Source organism: Pseudoduganella violacea, from assembly GCF_014191875.1.
Lineage (GTDB): Bacteria > Pseudomonadota > Gammaproteobacteria > Burkholderiales > Burkholderiaceae_D > Rugamonas > Rugamonas violacea_A.
Genome location: NZ_JACHXD010000001.1, coordinates 447,005 through 468,398, shown reverse-complemented (window position 1 = coordinate 468,398; position 21,394 = coordinate 447,005). Strand labels below are relative to the sequence as shown.

17 protein-coding genes are annotated in these 21,394 nt (G+C 64.4%); 9 read left to right on the top strand and 8 right to left on the bottom strand.

What is annotated here, in order from left to right; translation table 11 throughout:
* Window positions 1-64: 64 nt before the first annotated feature.
* The 6 genes from FHS03_RS02115 to FHS03_RS02090 all read left to right on the top strand — a co-directional run bounded on the left by FHS03_RS02115 (window position 65) and on the right by FHS03_RS02090 (window position 7,073).
* Complete coding sequence (locus tag FHS03_RS02115; RefSeq protein WP_183439357.1) at window positions 65-1,249, top strand: isovaleryl-CoA dehydrogenase; 1,185 nt, start codon at window positions 65-67, stop codon at window positions 1,247-1,249.
* A gap of 49 nt (window positions 1,250-1,298) precedes the next feature.
* Window positions 1,299-3,125 carry a bifunctional isocitrate dehydrogenase kinase/phosphatase gene (gene aceK / locus FHS03_RS02110; RefSeq protein ID WP_183439356.1) on the top strand — a complete coding sequence of 609 codons (1,827 nt, stop codon included), beginning with the start codon at window positions 1,299-1,301 and terminating at the stop codon, window positions 3,123-3,125.
* On the top strand, window positions 3,118-4,314 hold the full coding sequence (locus FHS03_RS02105) for an acetyl-CoA C-acetyltransferase (protein ID WP_183439355.1): 1,197 nt from the start codon (window positions 3,118-3,120) through the stop codon (window positions 4,312-4,314). The genes aceK and FHS03_RS02105 overlap by 8 nt, the downstream gene beginning before the upstream one ends.
* Before the next feature lie 9 nt (window positions 4,315-4,323).
* Window positions 4,324-4,992 (top strand): SDR family oxidoreductase, encoded by a 669-nt coding sequence (locus FHS03_RS02100; RefSeq protein WP_183439354.1) that lies wholly within the window; start codon window positions 4,324-4,326, stop codon window positions 4,990-4,992.
* Window positions 4,993-5,133: 141 nt separating this feature from the next.
* A complete protein-coding gene (locus tag FHS03_RS02095) occupies window positions 5,134-6,261 on the top strand; it encodes an acyl-CoA dehydrogenase family protein (protein WP_183439353.1) in 1,128 nt (375 codons plus the stop codon).
* Between the two features lie 131 nt (window positions 6,262-6,392).
* Window positions 6,393-7,073 (top strand): response regulator, encoded by a 681-nt coding sequence (locus FHS03_RS02090; protein ID WP_183439352.1) that lies wholly within the window; start codon window positions 6,393-6,395, stop codon window positions 7,071-7,073.
* On the opposite strand, the gene FHS03_RS02085 is transcribed toward FHS03_RS02090, so the two are convergent.
* The gene (locus FHS03_RS02085) at window positions 7,074-7,757 is read right to left on the bottom strand and encodes a hypothetical protein (RefSeq protein ID WP_183439351.1); all 684 of its coding nucleotides are present in this window, start codon (window positions 7,755-7,757) and stop codon (window positions 7,074-7,076) included.
* 312 nt (window positions 7,758-8,069) lie between these two features.
* Between FHS03_RS02085 and FHS03_RS02080 the strand changes: the two genes are divergently transcribed.
* A complete protein-coding gene (locus FHS03_RS02080; RefSeq protein ID WP_183439350.1) occupies window positions 8,070-9,371 on the top strand; it encodes an ATP-binding protein in 1,302 nt (433 codons plus the stop codon).
* Here FHS03_RS02080 and FHS03_RS02075 read toward each other — a convergent pair.
* The 3 genes from FHS03_RS02075 to FHS03_RS02065 all read right to left on the bottom strand — a co-directional run bounded on the left by FHS03_RS02075 (window position 9,368) and on the right by FHS03_RS02065 (window position 15,101).
* Window positions 9,368-10,264, bottom strand: a complete 897-nt coding sequence (locus FHS03_RS02075) for a YihY/virulence factor BrkB family protein (RefSeq protein WP_183439349.1) — start codon at window positions 10,262-10,264, stop codon at window positions 9,368-9,370. The genes FHS03_RS02080 and FHS03_RS02075 overlap by 4 nt on opposite strands.
* 113 nt (window positions 10,265-10,377) lie before the next feature.
* Window positions 10,378-13,137: a TonB-dependent receptor gene (locus tag FHS03_RS02070; protein ID WP_183439348.1), complete on the bottom strand. Its 2,760-nt coding sequence runs from the start codon at window positions 13,135-13,137 to the stop codon at window positions 10,378-10,380.
* Window positions 13,138-13,277: 140 nt separating this feature from the next.
* Window positions 13,278-15,101 carry an ABC transporter substrate-binding protein gene (locus FHS03_RS02065; RefSeq protein WP_183439347.1) on the bottom strand — a complete coding sequence of 608 codons (1,824 nt, stop codon included), beginning with the start codon at window positions 15,099-15,101 and terminating at the stop codon, window positions 13,278-13,280.
* A gap of 178 nt (window positions 15,102-15,279) precedes the next feature.
* On the opposite strand from FHS03_RS02065, the gene FHS03_RS02060 reads away from it, so the two are divergent.
* The gene (locus FHS03_RS02060; RefSeq protein ID WP_183439346.1) at window positions 15,280-16,518 is read left to right on the top strand and encodes a spore maturation protein; all 1,239 of its coding nucleotides are present in this window, start codon (window positions 15,280-15,282) and stop codon (window positions 16,516-16,518) included.
* A gap of 13 nt (window positions 16,519-16,531) precedes the next feature.
* Entirely contained in the window at window positions 16,532-18,064 is a 1,533-nt protein-coding gene (gene dacB, locus FHS03_RS02055; protein WP_183439345.1) for a D-alanyl-D-alanine carboxypeptidase/D-alanyl-D-alanine endopeptidase, read from the top strand.
* Window positions 18,065-18,066: 2 nt separating this feature from the next.
* Here dacB and FHS03_RS02050 read toward each other — a convergent pair whose 3' ends face one another.
* From FHS03_RS02050 to FHS03_RS02035, 4 genes are read right to left on the bottom strand one after another with little or no spacing between them, the layout of a single operon-like run.
* A complete protein-coding gene (locus FHS03_RS02050) occupies window positions 18,067-18,675 on the bottom strand; it encodes a M15 family metallopeptidase (RefSeq protein ID WP_183439344.1) in 609 nt (202 codons plus the stop codon).
* Window positions 18,672-19,577 carry a LysR family transcriptional regulator gene (locus FHS03_RS02045; RefSeq protein WP_183439343.1) on the bottom strand — a complete coding sequence of 302 codons (906 nt, stop codon included), beginning with the start codon at window positions 19,575-19,577 and terminating at the stop codon, window positions 18,672-18,674. Before FHS03_RS02045 ends, FHS03_RS02050 begins: the two co-directional genes overlap by 4 nt.
* Window positions 19,578-19,587: 10 nt before the next feature.
* Window positions 19,588-20,382: an N-acetylmuramoyl-L-alanine amidase gene (locus tag FHS03_RS02040; RefSeq protein WP_183439342.1), complete on the bottom strand. Its 795-nt coding sequence runs from the start codon at window positions 20,380-20,382 to the stop codon at window positions 19,588-19,590.
* 17 nt (window positions 20,383-20,399) lie between these two features.
* Entirely contained in the window at window positions 20,400-21,317 is a 918-nt protein-coding gene (locus FHS03_RS02035; protein ID WP_183439341.1) for a BadF/BadG/BcrA/BcrD ATPase family protein, read from the bottom strand.
* Between the last annotated feature and the right edge of the window lie 77 nt (window positions 21,318-21,394).

Genomic DNA, 21,394 nt, shown 5'->3' with positions numbered 1-21,394 from the left:
CGTTAACGTCACATCGGCGTATGATTTGCGCTTCCATACCTTAACTTAGAAGAATGAGGATGACATGCTCCATCTCCCAGGCCTGACTTTTGACCACGGCGAAGACATCGCCGCCCTGCGCGCAGCGGTGCAGCAGTTCGCCGCCGCCGAAATCGCCCCGCGCGCCGCCGAGATCGACCGCAGCGACCAGTTCCCGATGGACCTGTGGCGCAAGATGGGCGAGTTGGGCTTGCTCGGCATCACCGTCGGCGAGGAGTATGGCGGCGCGAATATGGGCTACCTGGCCCACATCGTCGCGATGGAAGAGATTTCGCGCGCCTCGGCCTCGGTCGGCCTGTCCTATGGCGCCCACTCGAATCTGTGCGTGAACCAGATCAAGCGCAATGGCACGGAAGAGCAAAAACGCAAATACCTGCCCAAGCTCATTTCGGGCGAACACATCGGCGCGCTCGCCATGTCCGAGCCGAACGCCGGTTCCGACGTGGTCAGCATGAAGCTGCGCGCCGACTTCAAGGGCGACCGCTGGGTGCTGAACGGCACCAAGATGTGGATCACCAACGGCCCCGACGCCGACACCCTGGTGGTCTACGCCAAGAGCGACCTGGAAGCCGGCCCGCGCGGCATGACCGCCTTCCTCATCGAAAAAGGCTTCAAGGGCTTCTCCATCGCGCAAAAACTCGACAAGCTGGGCATGCGCGGCTCGCACACGGGCGAGCTGGTGTTCGAAGATTGCGAAGTGCCGGCCGAGAACGTGCTGGGCGGCCTGGGCAAGGGCGTCAATGTGCTGATGTCGGGCCTGGACTTCGAACGCACCGTGCTGTCCGGTGGCCCGCTGGGCATCATGCAAGCCTGTATGGACGCCGTCGTGCCCTATATTCATGACCGCCAGCAGTTTGGCCAGCCCATCGGCGAGTTCCAGCTGATGCAGGGTAAGATTGCGGATATGTATTCGACCATGATGGCTTGCAAAGCCTACGTCTACGCCGTGGGCCAGGCTTGCGACCGGGCGACGACGCCGGAACAGGTGCGCGCGCTGCGTAAAGATGCGGCCGGCGCAATTCTGTATAGTGCTGAGAAGGCCACCTGGATGGCCGGCGAGGCGATCCAGACCCTGGGCGGCAACGGCTATATCAATGAATATCCGGTCGGCCGCCTGTGGCGCGATGCCAAGCTGTATGAAATCGGCGCCGGGACCAGCGAGATCCGCCGCATGCTGATCGGCCGCGAACTGTTCGCGGAAACGAAGTAAGCGCGGCTGCGGGGAACCGGCAGAGGCACTCCATTCGATGAGAAAAGGTATGAGCCAGGCTGCGTTCCCCAAATTGCTGTCTTCCCAGATCGCCTTCGATATCGCGCGCACCATCCGCGAAGGCTTCGACAAGCATTACCGCCTGTTCCGCCAGACCAGCCAGGCCGCCAAGCAGCATTTCGAGCGCGGCGACTGGGCGGTGGCGCAGCAGGCCGCGCGCGAGCGCATCGGCTTCTACGACAAACGCGTGCAGGAATGCGTGCAGATGCTCGAAGACGAGTACGATTCGGCCGAGCTGACCGACGAAGTCTGGCGCGAATGCAAGCTGCACTATATCGGCATGCTGGCCGAGCATAAGCGGCCGGAGCTGGCCGAAACCTTCTTCAACTCGGTGTGCTGCAATATCCTGCACCGCAGTTACTTCCATAACGAATTCATCTTCGTGCGGCCGGTGGTGTCCACCGAATACATCGAGACCGAGGAGCTGGCGCCCACCTACCGCGTCTATTACCCGTCCAACGATGGCATGCACTTCATGTTGAAGCGCATCATTACCAATTTCCAGCTCAATGCCAAGTTCGCCAACCTGGACCGCGATGTGGACCAGGTCGAGGCGCGCCTGAACCAGGTGTTCGGCCATGCCAAGCTAGAACCGAATGCCCAGGTGCAGGTGCTGTCCAGCCTGTTCTTCCGCAACAAGGGCGCTTACATCGTCGGCAAGGCCATCAACGGCAACCGCGAATTCCCCTTTGTGGTGCCGATCCTGCACAACCGCGCCGGGCAATTGGTGCTCGACACGGTACTGCTCGACCTGGAGCAGATCGTCATCCTGTTCTCGTTCACGCGCGCCTACTTCCTGGTCGATATGGAAGTGCCTTCGGCCTATGTGCAATTCCTGCGCAGCCTACTGCCGCGCAAGCCGCGCAGCGAGATCTACACCATCCTCGGCCTGCAGAAGCAGGGCAAGACCCTGTTCTACCGCGACTACCTGCAACACCTCAAGCATTCCTCCGACCTGTTCGAGACCGCGCCCGGCATCCGCGGCCTGGTGATGCTGGTGTTCGCCCTGCCCTCCTTCCCCTATGTGTTCAAGGTGATCAAGGATTTCTATCCGCCGCCGAAGGAAACCTCGCGCGCCCAGATCAAGGAAAAGTACCTGCTGGTGAAAAACCACGACCGCGTGGGCCGCATGGCCGACACGCTCGAGTATTCCAATGTGGCGTTTCCGCGCGCCCGCTTCGCCGAGGAACTGGTGGCCGAGCTCCAGCAGTTCGCGCCCTCGCTGATCGAGATCGAAGAAGAGCAGATCGTCATCAAGCACCTGTATATCGAGCGGCGCATGGTGCCGCTGAATATCTGGCTGACCCAGGCCGAGCAGGCGGGCGACGAGGCCGCCATCGAACATGGCGTGCTGGAGTACGGCAACGCCATCAAGGACTTGGTGGCGGCGAATATCTTCCCCGGCGATATGCTGTACAAGAATTTCGGCGTCACCCGTCATAAGCGCGTCGTCTTTTATGACTATGATGAAATCGAATACATCACCGACTGCGTCTTCCGCCACATTCCGCAGCCGCGCAACGAGGAGGACGAAATGGCCTCCGAACCCTGGTATCCCGTGGGACGCCACGACGTGTTTCCCGAGCAGTTCGGCAAATTCCTGCTGGGGAACACGCACATCCGCAAGTATTTCCTGAAACACCATGCCGACCTGCTGACGCAAGCCTGGTGGCAAGCGCACAAGGAACGCATCGAAGCCAACATTATCGAGGATGTCTTCCCCTATCCTCAGCACATCCGTTTCTGCAATCAAACTTCCGCACAAACCCTGGCGCCTGTGACGCCACCACTTTTGGAGACTGTTGAAAATGAATGATCCTATCGTTATCGTCGGCGCCGCGCGCACCCCGATGGGCGCCTTCCAGGGCGACTTTTCCAGCCTGAGCGCCAACGACTTGGGCGCCGTGGCGATCAAGGCCGCCGTCGAGCGCGCCGGCGTCAAGCCGGACGCCGTGGAACACGTTTATTTCGGCAACTGCCTGATGGCGGGCCAGGGCCAGGCCCCGGCGCGCCAAGCCCTGATCAAGGCCGGCCTGCCGACCTCGACCGGCGCCGTGACCCTGTCCAAGATGTGTGGTTCGGCCATGCAAGCGGCCATCTTCGCGCACGACACCCTGGCCGCCGGCAGCGCCGAGGTGGTGGTCGCGGGCGGCATGGAATCGATGACCAACGCGCCCTACCTGATCCCGAAAGCGCGCGGCGGCTACCGCATCGGCCATGCCATGATGTTCGACCACATGATGCTGGACGGCCTGGAAGACGCCTACAACCGCGATGAAAAAGGCGGCGGCCGCTCGATGGGCACCTTCGCCGAGGAATGCGCCACCCAGTACAAATTCACGCGCGAGGCGCAGGACGCGTTCGCCATCGACTCCGTCAAGCGCGCCCAGGCCGCCACGGCCGACGGCAGCTTCGCCTGGGAAATCGCGCCGGTGACCGTGTCCGGCCGCGCCGGCGAGGTGGTGATCGACAAGGATGAAGGTCCGGGCAAGGCCAAGCTGGACAAGATTCCGGCCCTGAAGCCGGCCTTCAAGAAAGACGGCACGATCACGGCCGCCTCCTCGTCCTCGATCAATGACGGCGCCGCCGCCCTGGTCATGATGCGCGAATCGACCGCCAAGAAACTGGGCCTGACCGTGCTGGCCAAGGTGGTCGGCCACGCCACCCAGGCGCAGGCGCCGAACCTGTTCACCACGGCGCCGGTCGGCGCGATCCAGAAACTGTTCGCCAAGAACGGCTGGAAAGCCAGCGACGTCGACCTGTTCGAAGTGAACGAAGCGTTCGCCGCCGTGCCGATGGCCGTCATGCACGATCTGGACATCCCGCACAGCAAGATCAATATCCACGGCGGCGCCTGTGCCCTGGGCCACCCGATCGGCGCTTCCGGCGCGCGCATCATCATCACCCTGCTCGGCGCGCTGCGCAAAACCGGCGGCAAGCGCGGCGTGGCCGCCCTGTGCATCGGCGGCGGCGAAGCGACCGCGGTCGGCATCGAACTGGCGTAAGCGAAGCCGATGGCGACCGCACTCATCATTGGCGCCTCGCGCGGCATCGGCCACGAACTGGTGCGCCAGTACCTGGCCGACGGCTGGCGCGTGATCGCCACCGCGCGCAAGGCGCAAGACTGCGATGCGCTGGAGGCCATGGGGGCCGACACGCATGAACTCGACGTCAACAATGTGGAAGCGGTCGCCGCGCTGGGCTGGAAGCTCGACGGCGAGCACCTGGACGTGGCCATCCTGAACGCGGGCGTGTACGGCCCGCGCCACGACGGCTTCCCGACCCAGGGCGACTTCGACCAGGTGATGCACACCAATGTGCTGGCGGCGATGCGGCTGTTGCCGATCCTGGCGCCGCTGGTGAGCCTGGCGCGCGGCAAGCTGGCCGTGCTGTCCTCGCGCATGGGTTCGCTCAGCGAGCGCAGCCATGCCAGCGGCTCGCTCTACCGCGCCAGCAAGGCGGCGCTGAACTCGGTGCTGATCGACACCGCCCTGCTGTATGGCGGCAAAGGCGTGACCTGCGTCGCCTTCCACCCGGGCTGGGTCCGGACCGAGATGGGCGGCGCCGGCGCCGACATTTCCGCCGAAGAAAGCGCGGCCGGCATGCGCGCCACGCTGGCCCGCCTGCCCGCCAGCGACAAGCCCGCCTACCTCAACTACGACGGCAGCCCCATCGCCTGGTAAGCCGCCCCACCGCCGAGCCCGTGTCCACCCTGGTGCCAGGCACCACGGTGGACACGAGCTCAGCTATATAACGGTCGAGCTCGTGTCCGATCAGTGCCTGGCACCAGGGTGGACACGGGCTGAACAGTAAGAAGGATTGCAATGATTTTGAGTGAAGAGCATCAGATGATTCGGGACGCGCTGCGCACCTTCGCGCAGGAGCGGTTGGCGCCCAACGCGGCGCGCTGGGATAAGGAACACTATTTTCCGCAGGCGGAGTTGAAGGAGCTGGCGGCCCTGGGCGCTTTCGGCGTGGCCGTGCCGGAAGAATTGGGCGGCGCCGGTCTCGACTATGTGTCGCTGGCCTTGGTGCTGGAGGAGATCGCGGCCGGCGATGGCGGCACCTCGACCATCATCTCGGTCAATAACTGCCCGGTGTGCAGCATCGCCATGATGTATGCCAACGCGCAGCAAAAGGAGCAGTGGCTGCGGCCGCTGGCCCAGGGCGCGCTGCTGGGCGCTTTCTGCCTGACCGAGCCGCACACGGGCAGCGACGCGGCCGCCCTGCGTACCACGGCCACGCGCGATGGCGACCATTATGTGCTGAACGGCGTGAAGCAGTTCATCACCAGCGGCAAGTACGCCGACGTCGCCATCGTCATGGCCGTCACCGACAAGGCGGCCGGCAAGAAGGGCATTTCAGCTTTCTGGGTGCCGACCTCGACGCCGGGTTATATCGTGGCCGGCCTGGAACAGAAGATGGGCCAGCATTCCTCCGACACGGCCCAGATCGTGTTCGAGAATTGCCGCATCCCGGCCGCGAACCTGATCGGCGAAGAAGGCATGGGCTATAAGATCGCGCTGTCGGGCCTGGAAGGCGGCCGCATCGGCATCGCTTCGCAGTCGGTGGGCATGGCGCGTTCGGCCTACGAGGCCGCGCTCAAATACGCGCGCGAGCGCGAAACCTTCGGCAAGCCGATCTTCGAACACCAGTCGGTGCAGTTCAAGCTGTCCGATATGGCGACCCAGCTCGAAGCGGCGCGCCAGCTGATCCTGCACGCGGCGGCGATGAAGGATGCCGGCCTGCCCTGCCTGAAGGAGGCGGCCATGGCCAAGCTGTTCGCTTCCGAAATGGCGGAGCGCGTCTGCTCGGACGCGATCCAGATCCACGGCGGCTACGGTTATGTCAGCGACTTCCCGGTCGAGCGCATCTACCGCGATGCGCGCGTGTGCCAGATTTACGAGGGCACCAGCGATATCCAGAAGCTGCTGATCGCGCGCGCGCTGTAAGACGGATGCCGCCACCGCCAACAGGTGGCGGCATTTGTCATGAAAGTGTATTCATTTGTCCTCAAGCCTGGCAGCTTGTGTCTTTTCCTTTTTCGCTCTTATAAAATAACCATCTTCGAGGGAGGATGGCCATGTACCAAGTATTGCTGGTGGAGGACGATGCGCGCCTGGCCGAACTGGTAACGGAATACCTGGGCGCCTATGAATTCAAGGTGACGGTGGTGGGCCGCGGCGACCAGGCGCTGGCCAGCTTCAAGGCCAGTCCGGCCGATGCGGTGATCCTGGACCTGATGCTGCCCGGCCTGGACGGCATGCAAGTGTCGCGCCAGCTGCGCGATATCAGCAAGGTGCCGATCCTGGTGATGACGGCGCGCGAAGATTCCTATGATGAAGTATCCCTGCTGGAGCAGGGCGCCGACGATTTCGTCAACAAGCCGGTGCAGCCGCGCGTGCTGCTGGCGCGCCTGCGCGCGCTGCTGCGCCGCGCCCAGGACAAGCAGGCCGGCCATGGCATGGTGTTCGGCGCCCTGAACATCGCCACCAGCGACCGCACCGTGACCTGGCGCGGCGAGCCGGCGGTGCTCAGCAATACGGAATACAAGCTGCTGCTGGTGCTGGCCGAATCGGCCGGCCGCGTGCTGTCGCGCGACGCGCTGCTGAAGAAGATGCGCGGCATCGAGTTCGATGGCCTGGACCGCAGCATCGACAACAGCATCTCCAAGCTGCGCCGCAAATTCGACGACGGCGAATCGGAAAAGATCAAGACGGTGTGGGGCGAAGGCTATCTGTTCTCGCCCTCGGCCTGGAACTGATTACTCGATCACGGGCACGATGGCGAGCGGCGCGTTCTGGCTGATCAGTTGCACCTTTTCCGGCCAGTCCTGGAAGCGGTAGACCACGATGCGAAAGCCGGTGTTCGGGTCGCCATCGAAGATGGCGCCCTCGGCCACCGGCAGCCCATGTTCTTTCTCGCCGTCGCGCACGCGCACCTGGGCCTCGGCCTTGCGCAGGAAGCCGAAACGCACGCCGCCGCAGCGCTTGCCGCCATAGGTGGCCGCATCCAGGTAGCGCTGGTACTGCAAGGCCTGCTCGCAGGCGCTGCGCAGGTCCACGCCCTCATACAAGCCGTCCAGGCGCACGATGATCGACAGGCGCGGCTGGAAAGTGTATTGGCTGATCTTGCGGTTCAAAACCAGAGCCGCGTTCTCGTCATACGCGCTTTTCAGCAGCGGGAAGGTGGTGCGGCCGGTGGCGTCCAACGGCAGATTGAGCTGGCTGGCCTTGACGTTCAGGGTCAGGCGCAAGCCGTCGGGCAGCTGGCCGTCGCGCGCGCTCACCTGGTAGTGGTTTTGCAGGAAGTGCTTGGGCTTGCCGTACTTCTCGAACTGCACCATGGCGCGGTAGGCGTCGCGGTAGCTGATCCACTCGCCCTGGGCGAGCGCCGCCCCCGCCGCCAGCAGGAACAACCAGGCCAGAAGAAGTCGCAAGGGCTTCATGATGAACGCTGGGAGGCCGGCGCAAGGATCGCGTTCAGTACAGCCGCGCGGCGCTGGGCAAGGCAGCGGGAGCGTGGTGGAGTTGGGGGCGCATGGCATGGGCTGTGGGCAGGCATGCCCGCTATTCTAGCTGAGCTGCCAGATGCGCATTACAGCCACGGCGGTGGGTGGTTTGCTCATAGGGACTCCTTGTTATCAATGAATTCATCGTAGTGCCCGCACGGTAGAGATTCGTCCTGCAAATGCGGGCGAATTGTCATAAATTTGTAAGTGAAACGTTTGGCGGAAGCTTAACTCTTATACAATCCGCCCATGAACCGCCTGTTCCGCCGCTTTGCCGTACTGGTGACGCTGTCGATCAGCGTGGCGGCCGTTATCGCCTATTTCGCCATGAGCTGGCTGTTCGGCGACCCGCAGGAAAGCATCGCGCGGCGCCAGGCGGCGGGCCAGATTTTCCTGCTCGAACAGTATGTCGACCAGGCGCCGGCCGACGAGTGGCTGGGACGCCTGAACAAGGTGCGCGAAGTGTCCGAGGTGCGCTTCGACCTGCTGCCGCTGGCGGCGGCGCGCCAGCATCTGCCGGCCGGCAGCCGCGCTGCCTTCGAGCGCGGCGAGGTGGTGATCGACGTGCGCAACAAAGCCTTCCTGCGCCGCGTCGATCTGAGCGGCGACCGCTATATCGGCAGCAACGAGGAAGCCATCCATGCCCAGGATTTGCCGATCGATGTCGGCCTGGCGCTGAAGATGGAGGCGGTGCGCTATCTGATCGTGGCGCTGGTGGTGCTGGTGCCGATTGCCGTCTGGTCGCGCGCGCACTGGCGCTCGCTGCAGAAGCTGGCACAGATGGCCGATGAATTCGGCCAGGGCCAGTTGGCGGCGCGCGTGCACCTGCCGGCCAGCGAGGCGATCCATCCGCTGGCGGAACGCTTCAACAATATGGCCGACCGCATCGAGCGCCTGCTCGACGCGCAAAGCAGCTTGCTGCATTCGGTCTCGCATGAAATCCGCACGCCGATCGCGCGCCTGGAATTCGCGCTGGAACTGCTGCGCGACGCGGCCCAGTCGCCGGCGCTGGAAGAGCGCATCGCCGCCATGGAGGGCGACCTGCATGAACTGAACCAGCTGGTCAGCGAGCTGCTGGGCATGATCCGCATGGGCGACCAGCCGCTCAAGCGCGAACGCTTCAACCTGGCCGAGACCCTGCGCAGCGTGGCCGATTCGCTGCCGCCGGCCGCCCCGGCCCTCGACGTGCTGGTGGCCGACAATGTGGACAGCTATCGCGGCGACCGCCGCCTGCTGCTGCGCGCCGTCTGCAATCTGATGCGCAATGCGCAGAAGTATGCGGCAACACGGGTGGCGCTGTCGGCGGCGCGGCGACTGGACGGCGTGCGCATCGTGGTGGAAGACGATGGTCCCGGCATTCCGGAAGCGGAGCGCGAGAAAATCTTCGATCCCTTCTACCGCCTGGACCGCAGCCGCGACCGCAGCACGGGCGGTTTCGGCCTGGGTCTGTCGATCGCGCGCAAGGCCATCGAACTGCATGGCGGCGCCATCTCGGTGGATAGTTCGCCCATGGGCGGCGCGCGCTTCACCATCCGCCTGCCGATCGACTAAGCCTGTTCCAGCGCCGCCAGCCGGCCGCTATCGCCCGCCACGCATTCGTATTCGGCGATGACCTGGGCGCCGAACAGCAGCAGGGTGGCGCCGATCTCCAGGCTGAACATGACGACGATGGCCGTGGTCAGCGAGCCATACACCACATTCACCTGCGACAGGGTGCTGAAGTACCAGACCAGCAGATGGCGCGCGATCTCCCACAGCAGGGCCGCCGTGGCGCCGCCCAGCAAGGCGTGCTGCCACGACAGGCGTCCGACCGGCATCACCATATAGATGGAGCTGAGCAGCAGCACCTCACCCGCCATGCCGAGCAAATACAGCAGCACGCCGGACAGGCCGTTGAGCGACCATTCATGGCCGAACAGGCGCACGCTTTCCTCGCCGATCACTTGCAGGCTGCCCGCCACCAGCGTGACGACCAGGGCGCCGATGCCGAGCGAGAGGATGTAGCAGTAGGGCAGGATGGCGGAAATCAGGTAATGGCGCCGCCGCACTTCGGCGCGGTGGATGAAGATCACGCACATGGCGCTTTCCAGCACGGAGAAGGCCAGCGAACTGAAAAACAGCATGGTCAGCACCAGCACGCCGCCAATCAGGTCGCGGTGCTGCAGGAAGTGGGCGATCTCCGTGACGATGGCGCGCGACTGGCCGGGCAGCAGCCATTCCAGGTAGCGGCCCAGGGTAGTCAGCAACTCGGCCTGGTCGATCACATGGGACAGGGCCACCACCACCAGCATCAGCAGCGGCACCAGGGACAGCAGCGAATAATAGGCGACGGCGCCCGCCAGCAGCAGCCCCTGATTGGCGCGGAAGCCGCGCAGGCATTGCAGCACAAAATGCAAGGGATGGCTGGCCACATAGGCGACGGCCTTGCGGTTGAAGATGGCCATGCGGCCATTCTACCGCCGCCGGCATTCAGGCGGAGCGCGCATAAAAAAACGGCGGCACCGTCAGGGAGTGCCGCCGTAAAGGGCAGAACCAGCGTACAGGGGCTGGTCTCAGACTACATGAACTTGTACTTCAGCATAAAGGACAGGGCGCGGCCGCGCGGATCGGCGACGCGGGGATCCCAGCCGGCGCCCACCACTTCATCCACATTGTGGGCCGTGAACGGCGGCTCCTTGTCGAACAGGTTCTGGATGCCGACCGTCAGCGTGGTGTTGCGGAAGCCGGTGTAGGTGGCCGACAGATCGTATTTGGCGTAGTGCTTCACATGCGGCTCGAAGCCCGCCGGCGGCGATGTCTTGCCACCGTTCGGCAGCTGGTCGGCATAGCCGGACGAATAATTCTGCGTCAGCATGGCGCTCCAGTCGCCTTTGGAGAGGCGGATATTGGCGTTGTGACGCCAGCGCAGGTAGACGTCGCGCGTGGAGAATTTGCCGACCAGTTCCTTGTAAGGCTGGCCTTCGAATTCGGCGAACTTGAAGCTTTTCAGCCAGGTGCCATCGAGCTTGGCGCTCCATTTATAGCCGCCATCAAATTTGCCGTCGGCGTTCAGGCCGATGTCCAGGCCGCGCGTTTTCAGGCCGGCGGCATTGATCCAGCCGGCTTCCACGTGATCGATCACGCCGGCGGCATCGCGCACGATGTACTGCGGCAGGTACTGCCAGTTGTTCAGCACCACTTGCGGCGTGCGGTTCAGGATGCGGTTCTCGATATTGATGGCCCAGAAGTCGAAGGAGGCGGAGAAACCGTCGATGGGTGCCAGCACCATGCCCAGCGTGCCTTGCTTGGACGTTTCGGGCACCAGCGAGGAATTGCCGCCGGTGTTGTAGGCCAGGCGCGGAATGGCGCAGTAAGCCGGGTCGCCCGGATGCTTGGCGCAGCCTTCCTGGTCGATCACGCCGTTCGGCAGCTCCTGCGACAGGCGGGCCGAATTGAGCTGCACGAAGCTGGGCGCAAGGAAGCCTTTGTTGGCCGAGCCGCGGAACAGCAGGCTGGCGGTAGGCTGATAGCGGAAGGAGACCTTGGGATTGGTGGTGGCGCCGATCACGCTGTAATGGTCGCGGCGCACGGCCAGCTGCACTTCCAGGTCCTTCAGCACCGGCACCAGCAACTCGGCGTAGACGGCCTTCACATTGCGGCCGGCATCGCGCAGCGCGCCGTTGCCGGGCGAGAGGAAGACGGTCGTGGCATCGATGTCCTGCTCGAAGTTATAGGTTTCGCGGCGCAGGTCGAAACCGGCCGCCATCGACAACGCGCCGGCCGGCAGTTGATACACCTCGCCCGAGATGGAGCCGTCAAGCTGGGTCATGGTGGTTTTGCCGTGCTGCAGGGCGCCGCGGAACTTGGCCGCTTCCAGCAGGGCCGCGGTTTCCGGCGTCTGGCCCTGGCCGGGGGCGGCCCACAGATTGACCTTGCCGCTGCCCAGCAGGGCATTCAGCTTGTCGGTATAGGCATAGCCGTCCAGCAGCGCGACCTTGGTGGTGCTTTCGGCGCGCGACAGGCCCAGCTTGTAATCGTATTTATCCCACAGCACGCCCTCGGCGCCGACCAGCACGCGCGCATTCTCGCCGACGATCTGCTGCGTGCGGCGGCCCAGATCGGAAGCGCGCCATTTGTAGAGAATCGGCTTGCTGCGGTCGAAGCCCGGCACGATGCCGGTCAAGTCCTGATAGTAAGGGCCGTTGACCGGATAGGCATTGCCGGCCTTGAACGAAGCCTGCACCTGGACCGGCGTCAGCTCGCCGGTGGCCTTGGTGCGCGAGGCCAGGACTTCGGCAAACAGCTTGTGGTCAGGGCTGATCTGCCAGGTGGCGCGCGACACGCCATTGGTGCGCTCGACCGGGAAGGACATCTGGTAGTCCGAACCATAGTCGTAGGCGCAGGAATACTTGGTGCGGGTGATGGGCGTGACGTTCGGCCACAGCTCGGAAGCGTATTGCGACATGCCGGGAATGGAGTCGCACTTGCCCTGGAAGCTGAGCAGGTTCGCTTGCAGATACTTGGTCGGATCGCCCGGCATATTGAAGCCGGTGCCGAGGGCCGAGCCGGTGTCGGCCAGCTGCGTGGCGTAAGGCGTGCCGGTGCTGTCGGGCGAGAGGCCGCGCCAGGGCTGGTAGCCGTTGGAGAAGCCGCGCTGGCGCGAATCGAGCTTGTCGTTCTTGTCGTGGGTGATGCTGGCCATGATGTTGAAGCCCTGGTCCAGCAGCGAGCCATAGCCGGCCAGCAGGGACACGCGGCGCTCCATGCCGCCGCCCGCCTCCGTGCCGTTCAGGGTGGTGGACAGTTCCAGCCCCTGGTAATCGGTCTTCAGGATGAAGTTGATCACGCCGCCGATGGCGTCCGTGCCGTAGATGGCGGAAGCGCCATCCTTCAGAATTTCGATGCGGGAGATGGCGCCCAGCGGGATCGAGTTCAAGTCCACCGCCTTGCCGCTGGCGCCGTGGTTGCCGACGCGGCGGCCATTCAGCAGCACCAGGGTGGCGTTCGGCCCCAGGCCGCGCAGCGAAGCGAAGGCCGCGCCGCCGGAAACGCGGTCGGCATCGGCGCCGAAGACGTTATTCCCCGAGGTCATATTGTCGGCGCCCACGCCGTTGGCGGCGATGGTGCGCATCAGCTGGTCGGTGCTGGTGATGCCGGCCTTTTCGATGGCGTCGAAGCTGATGGTCTGCACCGGCAAGGCGCCTTCGCGCGCCACGCGCTTGATGCTGCTGCCGGTGATTTCCACGCGCTGCATGGTCTGCGGCGGCGCCACCTGGGCCATGGACGGACCCACTACCCCAATCAGCGCCATCATCTGCGCCAGCTGCTTTACCTTCACAAGCCTCTCCCTTATGCCGATTGCATATTTATTGTTACTAAATTCTTATGAAACCCAGAGTAGCGCGCAGCAACTCCCGGTTTCCAATGAAATTCTCTACTGCAACTATAACTTTTAGTAATGTATGAGTAAATTTCAATTCATTTGGCGCTTTGGCGCGCCCTGCCCGCCTCTGAGCGCTGCTGCGGGTCCAGGTCCAGATAGCGCCAGTTGCTGAATTCGACCGGGTGGCGCATGTAGTTTTTTAGCCACGGCTGGCGGATATCGGCCGAAATCGGATGGGTCAGCAAGACCCAGGGGTTGTAGGCGTGGATCAGCTGGGCCAGTTCGCGGTACAGCACGCGCCGCTGCGGCGTATCGCCCAGCTGGCGCGCCTGCTCGTAGCGGCGGTCGTAATCGGGCAGTTTGAAATTGGCGTAGTTGGCGCGGCCGCTGTTCGGGCCATACAACAGCTGGTAGAAGTTGTCGCCATCGGGGAAGTCGGCCACCCAGTTGGTCTCGAACATCATCACCTTGCCCAGGCGCGAAGCCTTGATGATCTCGGTCTTCTTGTCGCTCTTGAATTCCACGCGCAGGCCGATGGCGTTCAGGTTTTTGCGCCACAGCTCATCGCGCAGGCGCCCCACCATGGACGGCTCGGTGTGCATCACCAAAGTCAGGGGGCTGCCGTCGGGACGGCTGCGGAAGCCGTCCTTGCCCTTGCGGTAGCCGAAGCGGTCCAGCAGGGCGCGCGCCAGCACCGGGTTGTAGCTGACCGGACTGCGGTAAGTCGGATCGTAGCCCAGCACATTCGGCGGCAGCGGGGTCTGGGCCGGCAGCGCCAGGCCTTTTTTCAGCAGGGCGATATCCTCGCCGCTGTTGTAACCCAGGGCGATGGCGCGGCGCAGCGCGACCTGCGCCTTGCCATAGCCGCCGATCACCGGATCGTCCATATTCATCCACATGTAATAGGTCTGCAGCACCGGGAAGGGCATCAGTTGCATGCCGCGCCGCGCCAGTTCAGGCTTCAGCACCGGCTGCGACACGTTCGGGTCGAGCACCATATCGCGCAGGGATTCGGGCACCTGCTCGATGAAGTCGAATTCGCCGTTCAGGAAGCCCAGCACGCGCGACTGGTATTCCTCCATGATCTTTACTTCGATCTTGTCCAGCAGCGGCAGGCGCTTGCCTTCCAGCCCGGCGGCGACGGCGCGGCTGGCAGGATCGGCGTCGGGGCTGGCGTGGAAGACGGTGGGACGGAAGCCGGGATTGGCCAGCAGGGTGATCTTGTCGCTGCGCTTCCATTCGCCGATCAGGAACGGTCCGCTGCCGACCGGATGATTGCCGACCTGGCTGCCGTAAGCCTCGGCCACTTCGCGCGCCACCACGCCGCTGGCCGGCAGAGCGAGATAGAACAGGAAGCTCGCATCGGGCGCCTTGAGGCGGATGCGCAGGGTGTACTTGTCCAGCGCCTGCAGGCCGGGGATATGGCTGTCGTAGCTGAAATCGCGGCGCAGCGCTTCGTCGCCGACGATCTTGTCCTCGAACAGGAAGACCCAGGGCGATTTCAGGGCCGGGTCGTACAGGCGCTTCAGGCTATACACATAGTCCTGCGCCGTGACCTCGCGCGGCTGGTCCTTGAAGGCCGCATCGGGCGTGAAATGGATGCCGGGCTGCAGGTGGAAGGTGTAGGTGAGGCCGGCCGCATCCACCTCGGGCATGGCGCGCAGGGTGTTGGGCTGGAGCTTGACCGGGCGCGCCAGGTAGTCGTAGCGCAGCATGGGGTCGAACAGGTTTTCCAGCAGGGTCAGGCTGGCCACGTCGGAGGCCACGGCCGGGTCCAGCCCCGTTTCGCCGGTGGAGAGGAAGGCGTGCAAGACCTTGGGGGCGCCGTTAGCCTGGGCTGCGGTGGCGGAGGGCGCGGCATGGGCCGCGAACAGGATGAGCGACGCGGCGGCCAGCCCGGTTTTCCAGAGAATCTTCATAGTCGCTTGGAGGGTGTCAGCCGCAAGAGAATACGCCAGCATGAGCGGACGCGCCAGCGCTCTTATGAGTTTTTCTCATGCCCGATTCGCATTCTTTCATCCCGAAAGGCCGTGCTGGGCCTATACTTTCGCTGCAAAATCGCCCAATCGTCTACGTTCTTTCGGAAATCGCGCTTTTATGTCTCTCAATTACATCTGGTCTGGCTTCTTTCTGGTGGGCTTCGCGGCCGCCCTGGCACAGTGGCTCTTCCTGGGGGATAACGAGATTTTCAAACGCATCATCGACGGCACCTTCGAGTCGGCGCGCATGGGGGTGATGGACATCGCCCTGCCGCTGGCCGGCGTGATGACGCTGTGGCTGGGCATCATGAATATCGGCGAGAAGGCCGGCGTGGTGGGCTGGCTGGCCAAGGTGATCTCGCCCTTCTTCTCGCGCATCTTCCCCGAAGTGCCGAAGGACCATCCGGCCACCGGCCATATGGTGATGAACTTCTCCGCCAACCTGCTGGGCCTCGACAACGCGGCCACGCCCTTCGGCCTGAAGGCGATGGAAAGCCTGCAAACGCTCAATCCCAACAAGGACGAGGCGAGCAACGCGCAGATCATGTTCCTGGTGCTGCACACCTCGGGCCTGACCCTGATTCCGCTGGCGATCATGGCGCAGCGCGCGATCCTGGGCGCGGCCGACCCGTCAGACATCTTCATCCCCTGCATGATCGCGACCTATGTGGCGACGGTGACGGGCATTATCGCGGTGTCGATCCGGCAGCGCATCAATCTGATCAACTCCGTGGTGCTGTCCTGGCTGGGCGGCATGACGGCCGCCATCGTGGCGCTGATCTGGTACTTCACCCAGTACCTGACGAAGGAACAGATCGAGACCGTGTCCAAGGTAGTCAGCAACCTGGTGCTGATCGGCGTGATCACGGTGTTCATCGTCGGCGCACTGCGCAAGAAGGTGAATGTGTATGAAGCCTTTATCGAAGGCGCGAAAGGGGGCATCCAGACTTCGCTGACCGTAATTCCCTACCTGGTCGGCATGCTGGTCGCGATCAGCGTGATCCGCAACGCGGGCGTATTCACCTTCGTGGTCGATGGCTTCAACTGGATCTTCAGCGCCCTGGGCTTCAATACCGATTTCGTGCCGGCCTTGCCGACCGCGCTGATGAAACCTTTGAGCGGCAGCGGTTCGAAGGCCATGATGATCGACGCGATGAAGACCTACGGACCGGATTCCTTCGTGGGACGCCTGTCCTGCATCTTCCAGGGTTCGGCCGATACCACCTTCTACATCGTGGCCCTGTATTTCGGCTCGGTCGGCATCCGCAAGACGCGCTACGCCATTTCCTGCGGCCTGATCGCCGACCTGGCCGGCGTGATCACGGCGATCGGCGTGGCCTATGTCTTCTTCGGCTAAGGAAGGCCGCAATATGCTGAAACGCCTTGTACTTGCCGGCCTTCTTGCCGCCTGCGGCCTGGTTCATGCTGAATTGCCGGAGCCTGTGGCCAAGGCCGCCGCCGCGCACGGCATTCCCGAGAATGCCATCGGCATCATGGTCATACGCGGCGATGCGGTGCTGCTGGCGCACCACGCGGAGCGCGTGATGGCGCCCGCTTCGGTGATGAAGATCGCCACCACGGTGGTGGCGCTGGAGCAGCTTGGTCCCGTCTTCCGTGGCCGCACCGAGCTGCTGGGCAGCGGCGAGGTGGTGGATGGGGTGCTGCAGGGCGATCTGCTGCTGCGTGGCGGTGCGGACATGGACTTCAACGAGGACGCGCTGGTGCATATGCTGGAGAAGCTGCGCCTGAAGGGCGTGCGGCGCATCCGCGGCGACCTGCTGCTGGACCGCCAGTTGTTCCAGCCGGCGCGCATGGACGTCGGCGTGCCGCCTTTCGACGAATCGCCCGAGGCTTACTACAACGTGATTCCCGATGCGCTGCTGTTGAATAACAATATGCTGCAGGTGGAGATGGTGTCGGACGCCAAGAGCGTGCGGGCGCAAGCCCTGCCCATGCTGCACAAGGTGGCGGTGCGCGCCGATATGAAGCTGGTCGACGCGCCTTGCGCCAGATGGGAAGACGGCTGGCGCCTGCCCGGCTATGAACGCAATGGCGAGCAGCTGACCGTGGTCCTGCGCGGCACCTTCCCGCGCAATTGCAGCAAGACCTATGCGATCAATGTGCTGGAGCGGCAGGATTATCTGGAGCGCCTGTTCCGCGCCGCGTGGTCGCGCCTGGGCGGTGAATTCAGCGGCGAGGTGCGCGAAGCGCCCGCCAGCGCGCTGGCCCCGGCCGGAACCGCGATGGAGAATGCGCCGGCCATGCGCCTGCTGGCCGAACATGTGTCGCGGCCTCTGCCCGAGCTGCTGCGAGACATCAACAAGTGGTCCGACAACGCGCTGGCGCGCACTCTATATCTGAGCCTGGGTAGCCTGCAGGCCGATGCAGCGCTGGGCAGCCGTCCGCTGGAGCCGCTGCCGGTGCTGGGTCCGGACGGCAGCGTGGTCGCCCCCCTGCCCAGCGCCGCGCGCGCCGAGCAGGCCGTGCGCGAATGGATGCGCCAGCACCGCATCAACGACAGCGGCATGGTGATCGATAACGGTTCCGGCCTGTCGCGCACGGAGCGCCTGAGTCCCGAGCAGTTGGCGGGCTTTTTGTCGGCCGCGCAGAAATCGCCGTGGGCGCCCGAATTCCAGGCCAGCCTGCCCATCGCCGCCACCGACGGCACCATGCGCCGCCGCCTGCGCGACAGCCCCGCCGCGACCCATGCCCGCATCAAGACCGGCACGCTGAACGGCGTGGTCGCCATCGCCGGCTATGTGAGGGATGCCAATGATGAGCAATGCATCGTGGTCGGCATGGTCAACCACGAGCGCACGGGCAACGGCGCCGGCCGCAACATCACCGACGCGCTGATCGATTGGGTGGCGCGCAACGCGGCGGCGCTAAAAGTCCTGCCCTGAAATCAGAGAACGCGGGTATAGGTGGCTCGCACCTGCACGCGGTCGCCGCAGTCGAAGTGCCACCACTCGCTCTTGATGCCATGCCAGCCCGCCTGGAACATGGCGTCGCGCAGCAATTGGCGATTGGCGACGTGCCCGGGAAGGATGGCGCCGCGCGCCAGCAGCTCATCTTCCAGCGCGGGATGGGATAGTTCGCTCAGATCATCGAAGCCGGTGCCCATATCCAGTTCGCGGCCCTGCTCATCGACGATGGTGATGTCCACCGCCATGCCGAAGGAATGGAGGGAGCCGCGCGACGGTTCGGCGATATAGCCCAGCAGCTCCGTACCCTGCAAGGCTTGCCACAGCTGCTCCTGCACGCGCTGCGGGCGCAAGGCATCCAGCACCAGCAGGCAATAGCCAGGACGCCGCGCCGCCAGCCAGGCGACGGCGCTTTCCAGCGCGGCGGCGGCATCGCGGTGCAGCCAGGCGCAATCCAGCGGCGTGTACAGATCGCGGCCGACAAAATTGTCCGGCGTGGCGTAGCGCAGATCGACGCCGATGCCCGCGATGCTGCTCAGATGCCGGTAAGCCGGATCGGAGGCAATCCGCTCGCTGGGCAAGGTGTTCATTCCAGGCCCCGGAACAGGCAGGCGCGCGCCGAGGCGGCGATGCTGTCGGCCAGTTGGCGGCAGCCGTGCGACAGCGGCGAATGGCCGGCCGTCAGCAGATACAGTTGGATCGGAATGGCCGGCGCCCACGGACGGCGCTGCACGCGCACCGCCGAAGCCGATGCGGCGGTAAACGGATCGACCACCGCCATGCCGGCGCCCGCCTCGACCAGCGTGCGCGCGATCTGGTAAGTCTGCACCACGGTGCGGAACACCGGCTGGATGCCCTGCGCCTCGCAGGCCGCCACCACCATCTCGCCCAGCGGATCGTTGTCGGCATAGCCGATCAATTCTCCCTGCAGGCCGGCGGCCGACAGCGGCGTATCCAGTTCCGACTCGTCCCAGGTTCCGGCGGGAGCGATCACCGTCATCAAGCCTTGCGCCAGCGGCTCGGCCACGATGCCGGGATGGCGCGGGTCCTGCAGCGACAAAGCCAGATCGGCCTCGCCCAGGCGCAGGGCGTTGACGATTTCGCTGGTGTGATGGCTGGCCAGCTCGCAGCGCGTGCCGGGAAAGTCCTTGCGCCACTCGCTCATCGCCTGCGGCAGCACGCTCAGGGCCACGGTCGGCGTGGACACCAGGCGCACGGTTTCCACCGCATGCCCTTTCAGGCTGGCAGCCAGGCGGCGTATGCCTTGCAGGTCGCGGTGCAGTTTTTCGGTTTCGGCGAACAGGCGGTGCGCTTCCGGCTTGGGATAGAGCTTGCCGCGCACGCGCTCGAACAGCGGCATGCCCAGTTGCAGTTCGCAGTGCTGCAAGACCTTGGTCACGGCCGGCTGCGAGATATGCAGCACTTGCGCCGCGCCGCTGATGGTCCCGACCTGCATAATGGCGTGGAAAACTTCGATATGACGCAGACGCATGCCGAGTTCCTTACTGCGCGGCGGCGGCGGGCGCCGTCAGCGTATCGAGGATGGCGGCGGTTTCCGCATCGGGCACGCCATCGAATTTGCTTTGGCGGTATTTGGACTGGAACACGCCCAGCACATTGCGCGTGGCCTCATCGAGCACGCCCGTTTGCGGCGTGGCATAGCCATGCTCGGCCAGCTTCTTCTGATACCAGGAGATTTCCGGCGGCAGCTGTTCGAAGACGGCGCGGCGCTGGGCCACCTGGTTCGCATCCGGCCAGGTGATCAGGCCCGCGTCGGCCAGCTGCTTCCAGGGGAAGAGCGGACCGGGATCCTGCTTGCGCTGGGGCGCGATCTCGTTATGGCCGAGGATGAATTCGGGACGCACCTCATGCCGCGCCACGATCTGCTTGAGCAGAGGGATCAGCTGGTCGATCTGGGCTTGCTTGAAGGGATACCAGACACGGCCCTCCGGCGTATCCTTGAAGCCGGCGTTGACGATCTCGATGCCAACCGAGCTGGTATTCAGCTGGGTGAAAGCCTTCCAGCTGCTGTTCCCGGCATGCCAGGCCTGGCGCGACTCATCCACCAAGCCGTAGAGCACCGGCTGGTCGGCATCGGTCAGCAGATAGTGGGCGCTGACTTCCTGCTCGGTCAAAATCTTGATGGAGCGCGGCGTATCGGCCACCGTGTAATGCAGTACGATGAATTTGACGCGGCTGGATTGGCCGCGCGCGGTGTAGCTGTTGTCGATGCGGGGAAGCTGGGTGGCGCAGCCGGAAAGCACGGCCATCAAGAGAATCAGCAGCAGTTTCTTCATTCAATCATCCTTGTTCTTCAATTCCTTGGCCTGGCGGCCATGCGGGCGGCGGCGACATGCGGCCGCACCGGGCGATGTTCGAAAGCCTGGTCCCCGGGCAGGGCGGCGCGCATCGATTCGGCGATCAGCGGATGCAGCTCGGACGCGCGTCCCGACAGCAGCACCGGACGCTCGCCGAAACGCGCCACCAGGGCCAGCGCCAGGCGCGCCAGTTCGCGGCCCGCCTGCTGCAGGATATTGCGCGCGGCGGCATCGGCATCGGCGCTGGCGGCGACGGCCAAGGCCAGCTTGCCGACCTCGCCGCGCTCCAGGCCATAGATGAACTGGCGCGAGAACGTCCAATCGCTGCCGCCCACGTGGCGGAACACGGCTTGCGCCAGCGGCGAATCCTGCCAGGCGCCGGGCTGCTCGTCCTCGCGGCGCCAGATGCGGCGCATGGCTTCGCGCGCGATCCAGAAACCGCCGCCGCCATCGTCCAGCACCACGCCACGGCCGCCGGCGCGGTGGAAGGCGCCTTCTTCATCGATGAAAGCCGCGATCGAACCCGTGCCCGCGTATACCAGATAGCCCTGGCCCGGATCGAAACAATCCAGGTAAGCGATCTCGATATCATTACATAGACTAACCGATTCCGCCGGCAACGCCAGCAAATCGGCCAGCCAGCCGGCCGGCAGATGGCTATCGCCGCCAAAGCCGGTCAGCCCGGCGCAGACCCGGCCCGGATGGCCGATCTCCAGCACCTCGGCCGCCAGCGCCGCAAAGGCCGCGCGCACCGACTCCCGGCCCGCCGCGCTGGACAGCTGCAGCGCCGACAACCCCTCAACCCGGCCCTCGGCCACCACCGCGCCGGCCGGATCGGCCAGCGCCCAACGAGTTTGCGTGCCGCCGGCATCGATGCCCAGGCCCAGCACGCCATCAGAAGCGGATTTCAACATAATGCGACGAGTGTAAAGCGAATCATCTAGCATATCACCATGAAACCTTGCCATTCCCCCATGTCCATCAGTTATAC

What these genes read in the sequence shown, in the direction of transcription:
- dacB (WP_183439345.1), top strand. Translation starts at nt 16,532, where the DNA reads ATGCTGAAACGCCTTGTACTTGCCGGCCTTCTTGCCGCCTGCGGCCTG.
- FHS03_RS02095 (WP_183439353.1), top strand. Translation starts at nt 5,134, where the DNA reads ATGATTTTGAGTGAAGAGCATCAGATGATTCGGGACGCGCTGCGCACC.
- FHS03_RS02085 (WP_183439351.1), bottom strand. Translation starts at nt 7,757, where the DNA reads ATGAAGCCCTTGCGACTTCTTCTGGCCTGGTTGTTCCTGCTGGCGGCG.
- FHS03_RS02060 (WP_183439346.1), top strand. Translation starts at nt 15,280, where the DNA reads ATGTCTCTCAATTACATCTGGTCTGGCTTCTTTCTGGTGGGCTTCGCG.
- FHS03_RS02065 (WP_183439347.1), bottom strand. Translation starts at nt 15,101, where the DNA reads ATGAAGATTCTCTGGAAAACCGGGCTGGCCGCCGCGTCGCTCATCCTG.
- FHS03_RS02080 (WP_183439350.1), top strand. Translation starts at nt 8,070, where the DNA reads ATGAACCGCCTGTTCCGCCGCTTTGCCGTACTGGTGACGCTGTCGATC.
- FHS03_RS02115 (WP_183439357.1), top strand. Translation starts at nt 65, where the DNA reads ATGCTCCATCTCCCAGGCCTGACTTTTGACCACGGCGAAGACATCGCC.
- aceK (WP_183439356.1), top strand. Translation starts at nt 1,299, where the DNA reads ATGAGCCAGGCTGCGTTCCCCAAATTGCTGTCTTCCCAGATCGCCTTC.
- FHS03_RS02040 (WP_183439342.1), bottom strand. Translation starts at nt 20,382, where the DNA reads ATGAAGAAACTGCTGCTGATTCTCTTGATGGCCGTGCTTTCCGGCTGC.
- FHS03_RS02105 (WP_183439355.1), top strand. Translation starts at nt 3,118, where the DNA reads ATGAATGATCCTATCGTTATCGTCGGCGCCGCGCGCACCCCGATGGGC.
- FHS03_RS02050 (WP_183439344.1), bottom strand. Translation starts at nt 18,675, where the DNA reads ATGAACACCTTGCCCAGCGAGCGGATTGCCTCCGATCCGGCTTACCGG.
- FHS03_RS02090 (WP_183439352.1), top strand. Translation starts at nt 6,393, where the DNA reads ATGTACCAAGTATTGCTGGTGGAGGACGATGCGCGCCTGGCCGAACTG.
- FHS03_RS02100 (WP_183439354.1), top strand. Translation starts at nt 4,324, where the DNA reads ATGGCGACCGCACTCATCATTGGCGCCTCGCGCGGCATCGGCCACGAA.
- FHS03_RS02075 (WP_183439349.1), bottom strand. Translation starts at nt 10,264, where the DNA reads ATGGCCATCTTCAACCGCAAGGCCGTCGCCTATGTGGCCAGCCATCCC.
- FHS03_RS02035 (WP_183439341.1), bottom strand. Translation starts at nt 21,317, where the DNA reads ATGTTGAAATCCGCTTCTGATGGCGTGCTGGGCCTGGGCATCGATGCC.
- FHS03_RS02045 (WP_183439343.1), bottom strand. Translation starts at nt 19,577, where the DNA reads ATGCGTCTGCGTCATATCGAAGTTTTCCACGCCATTATGCAGGTCGGG.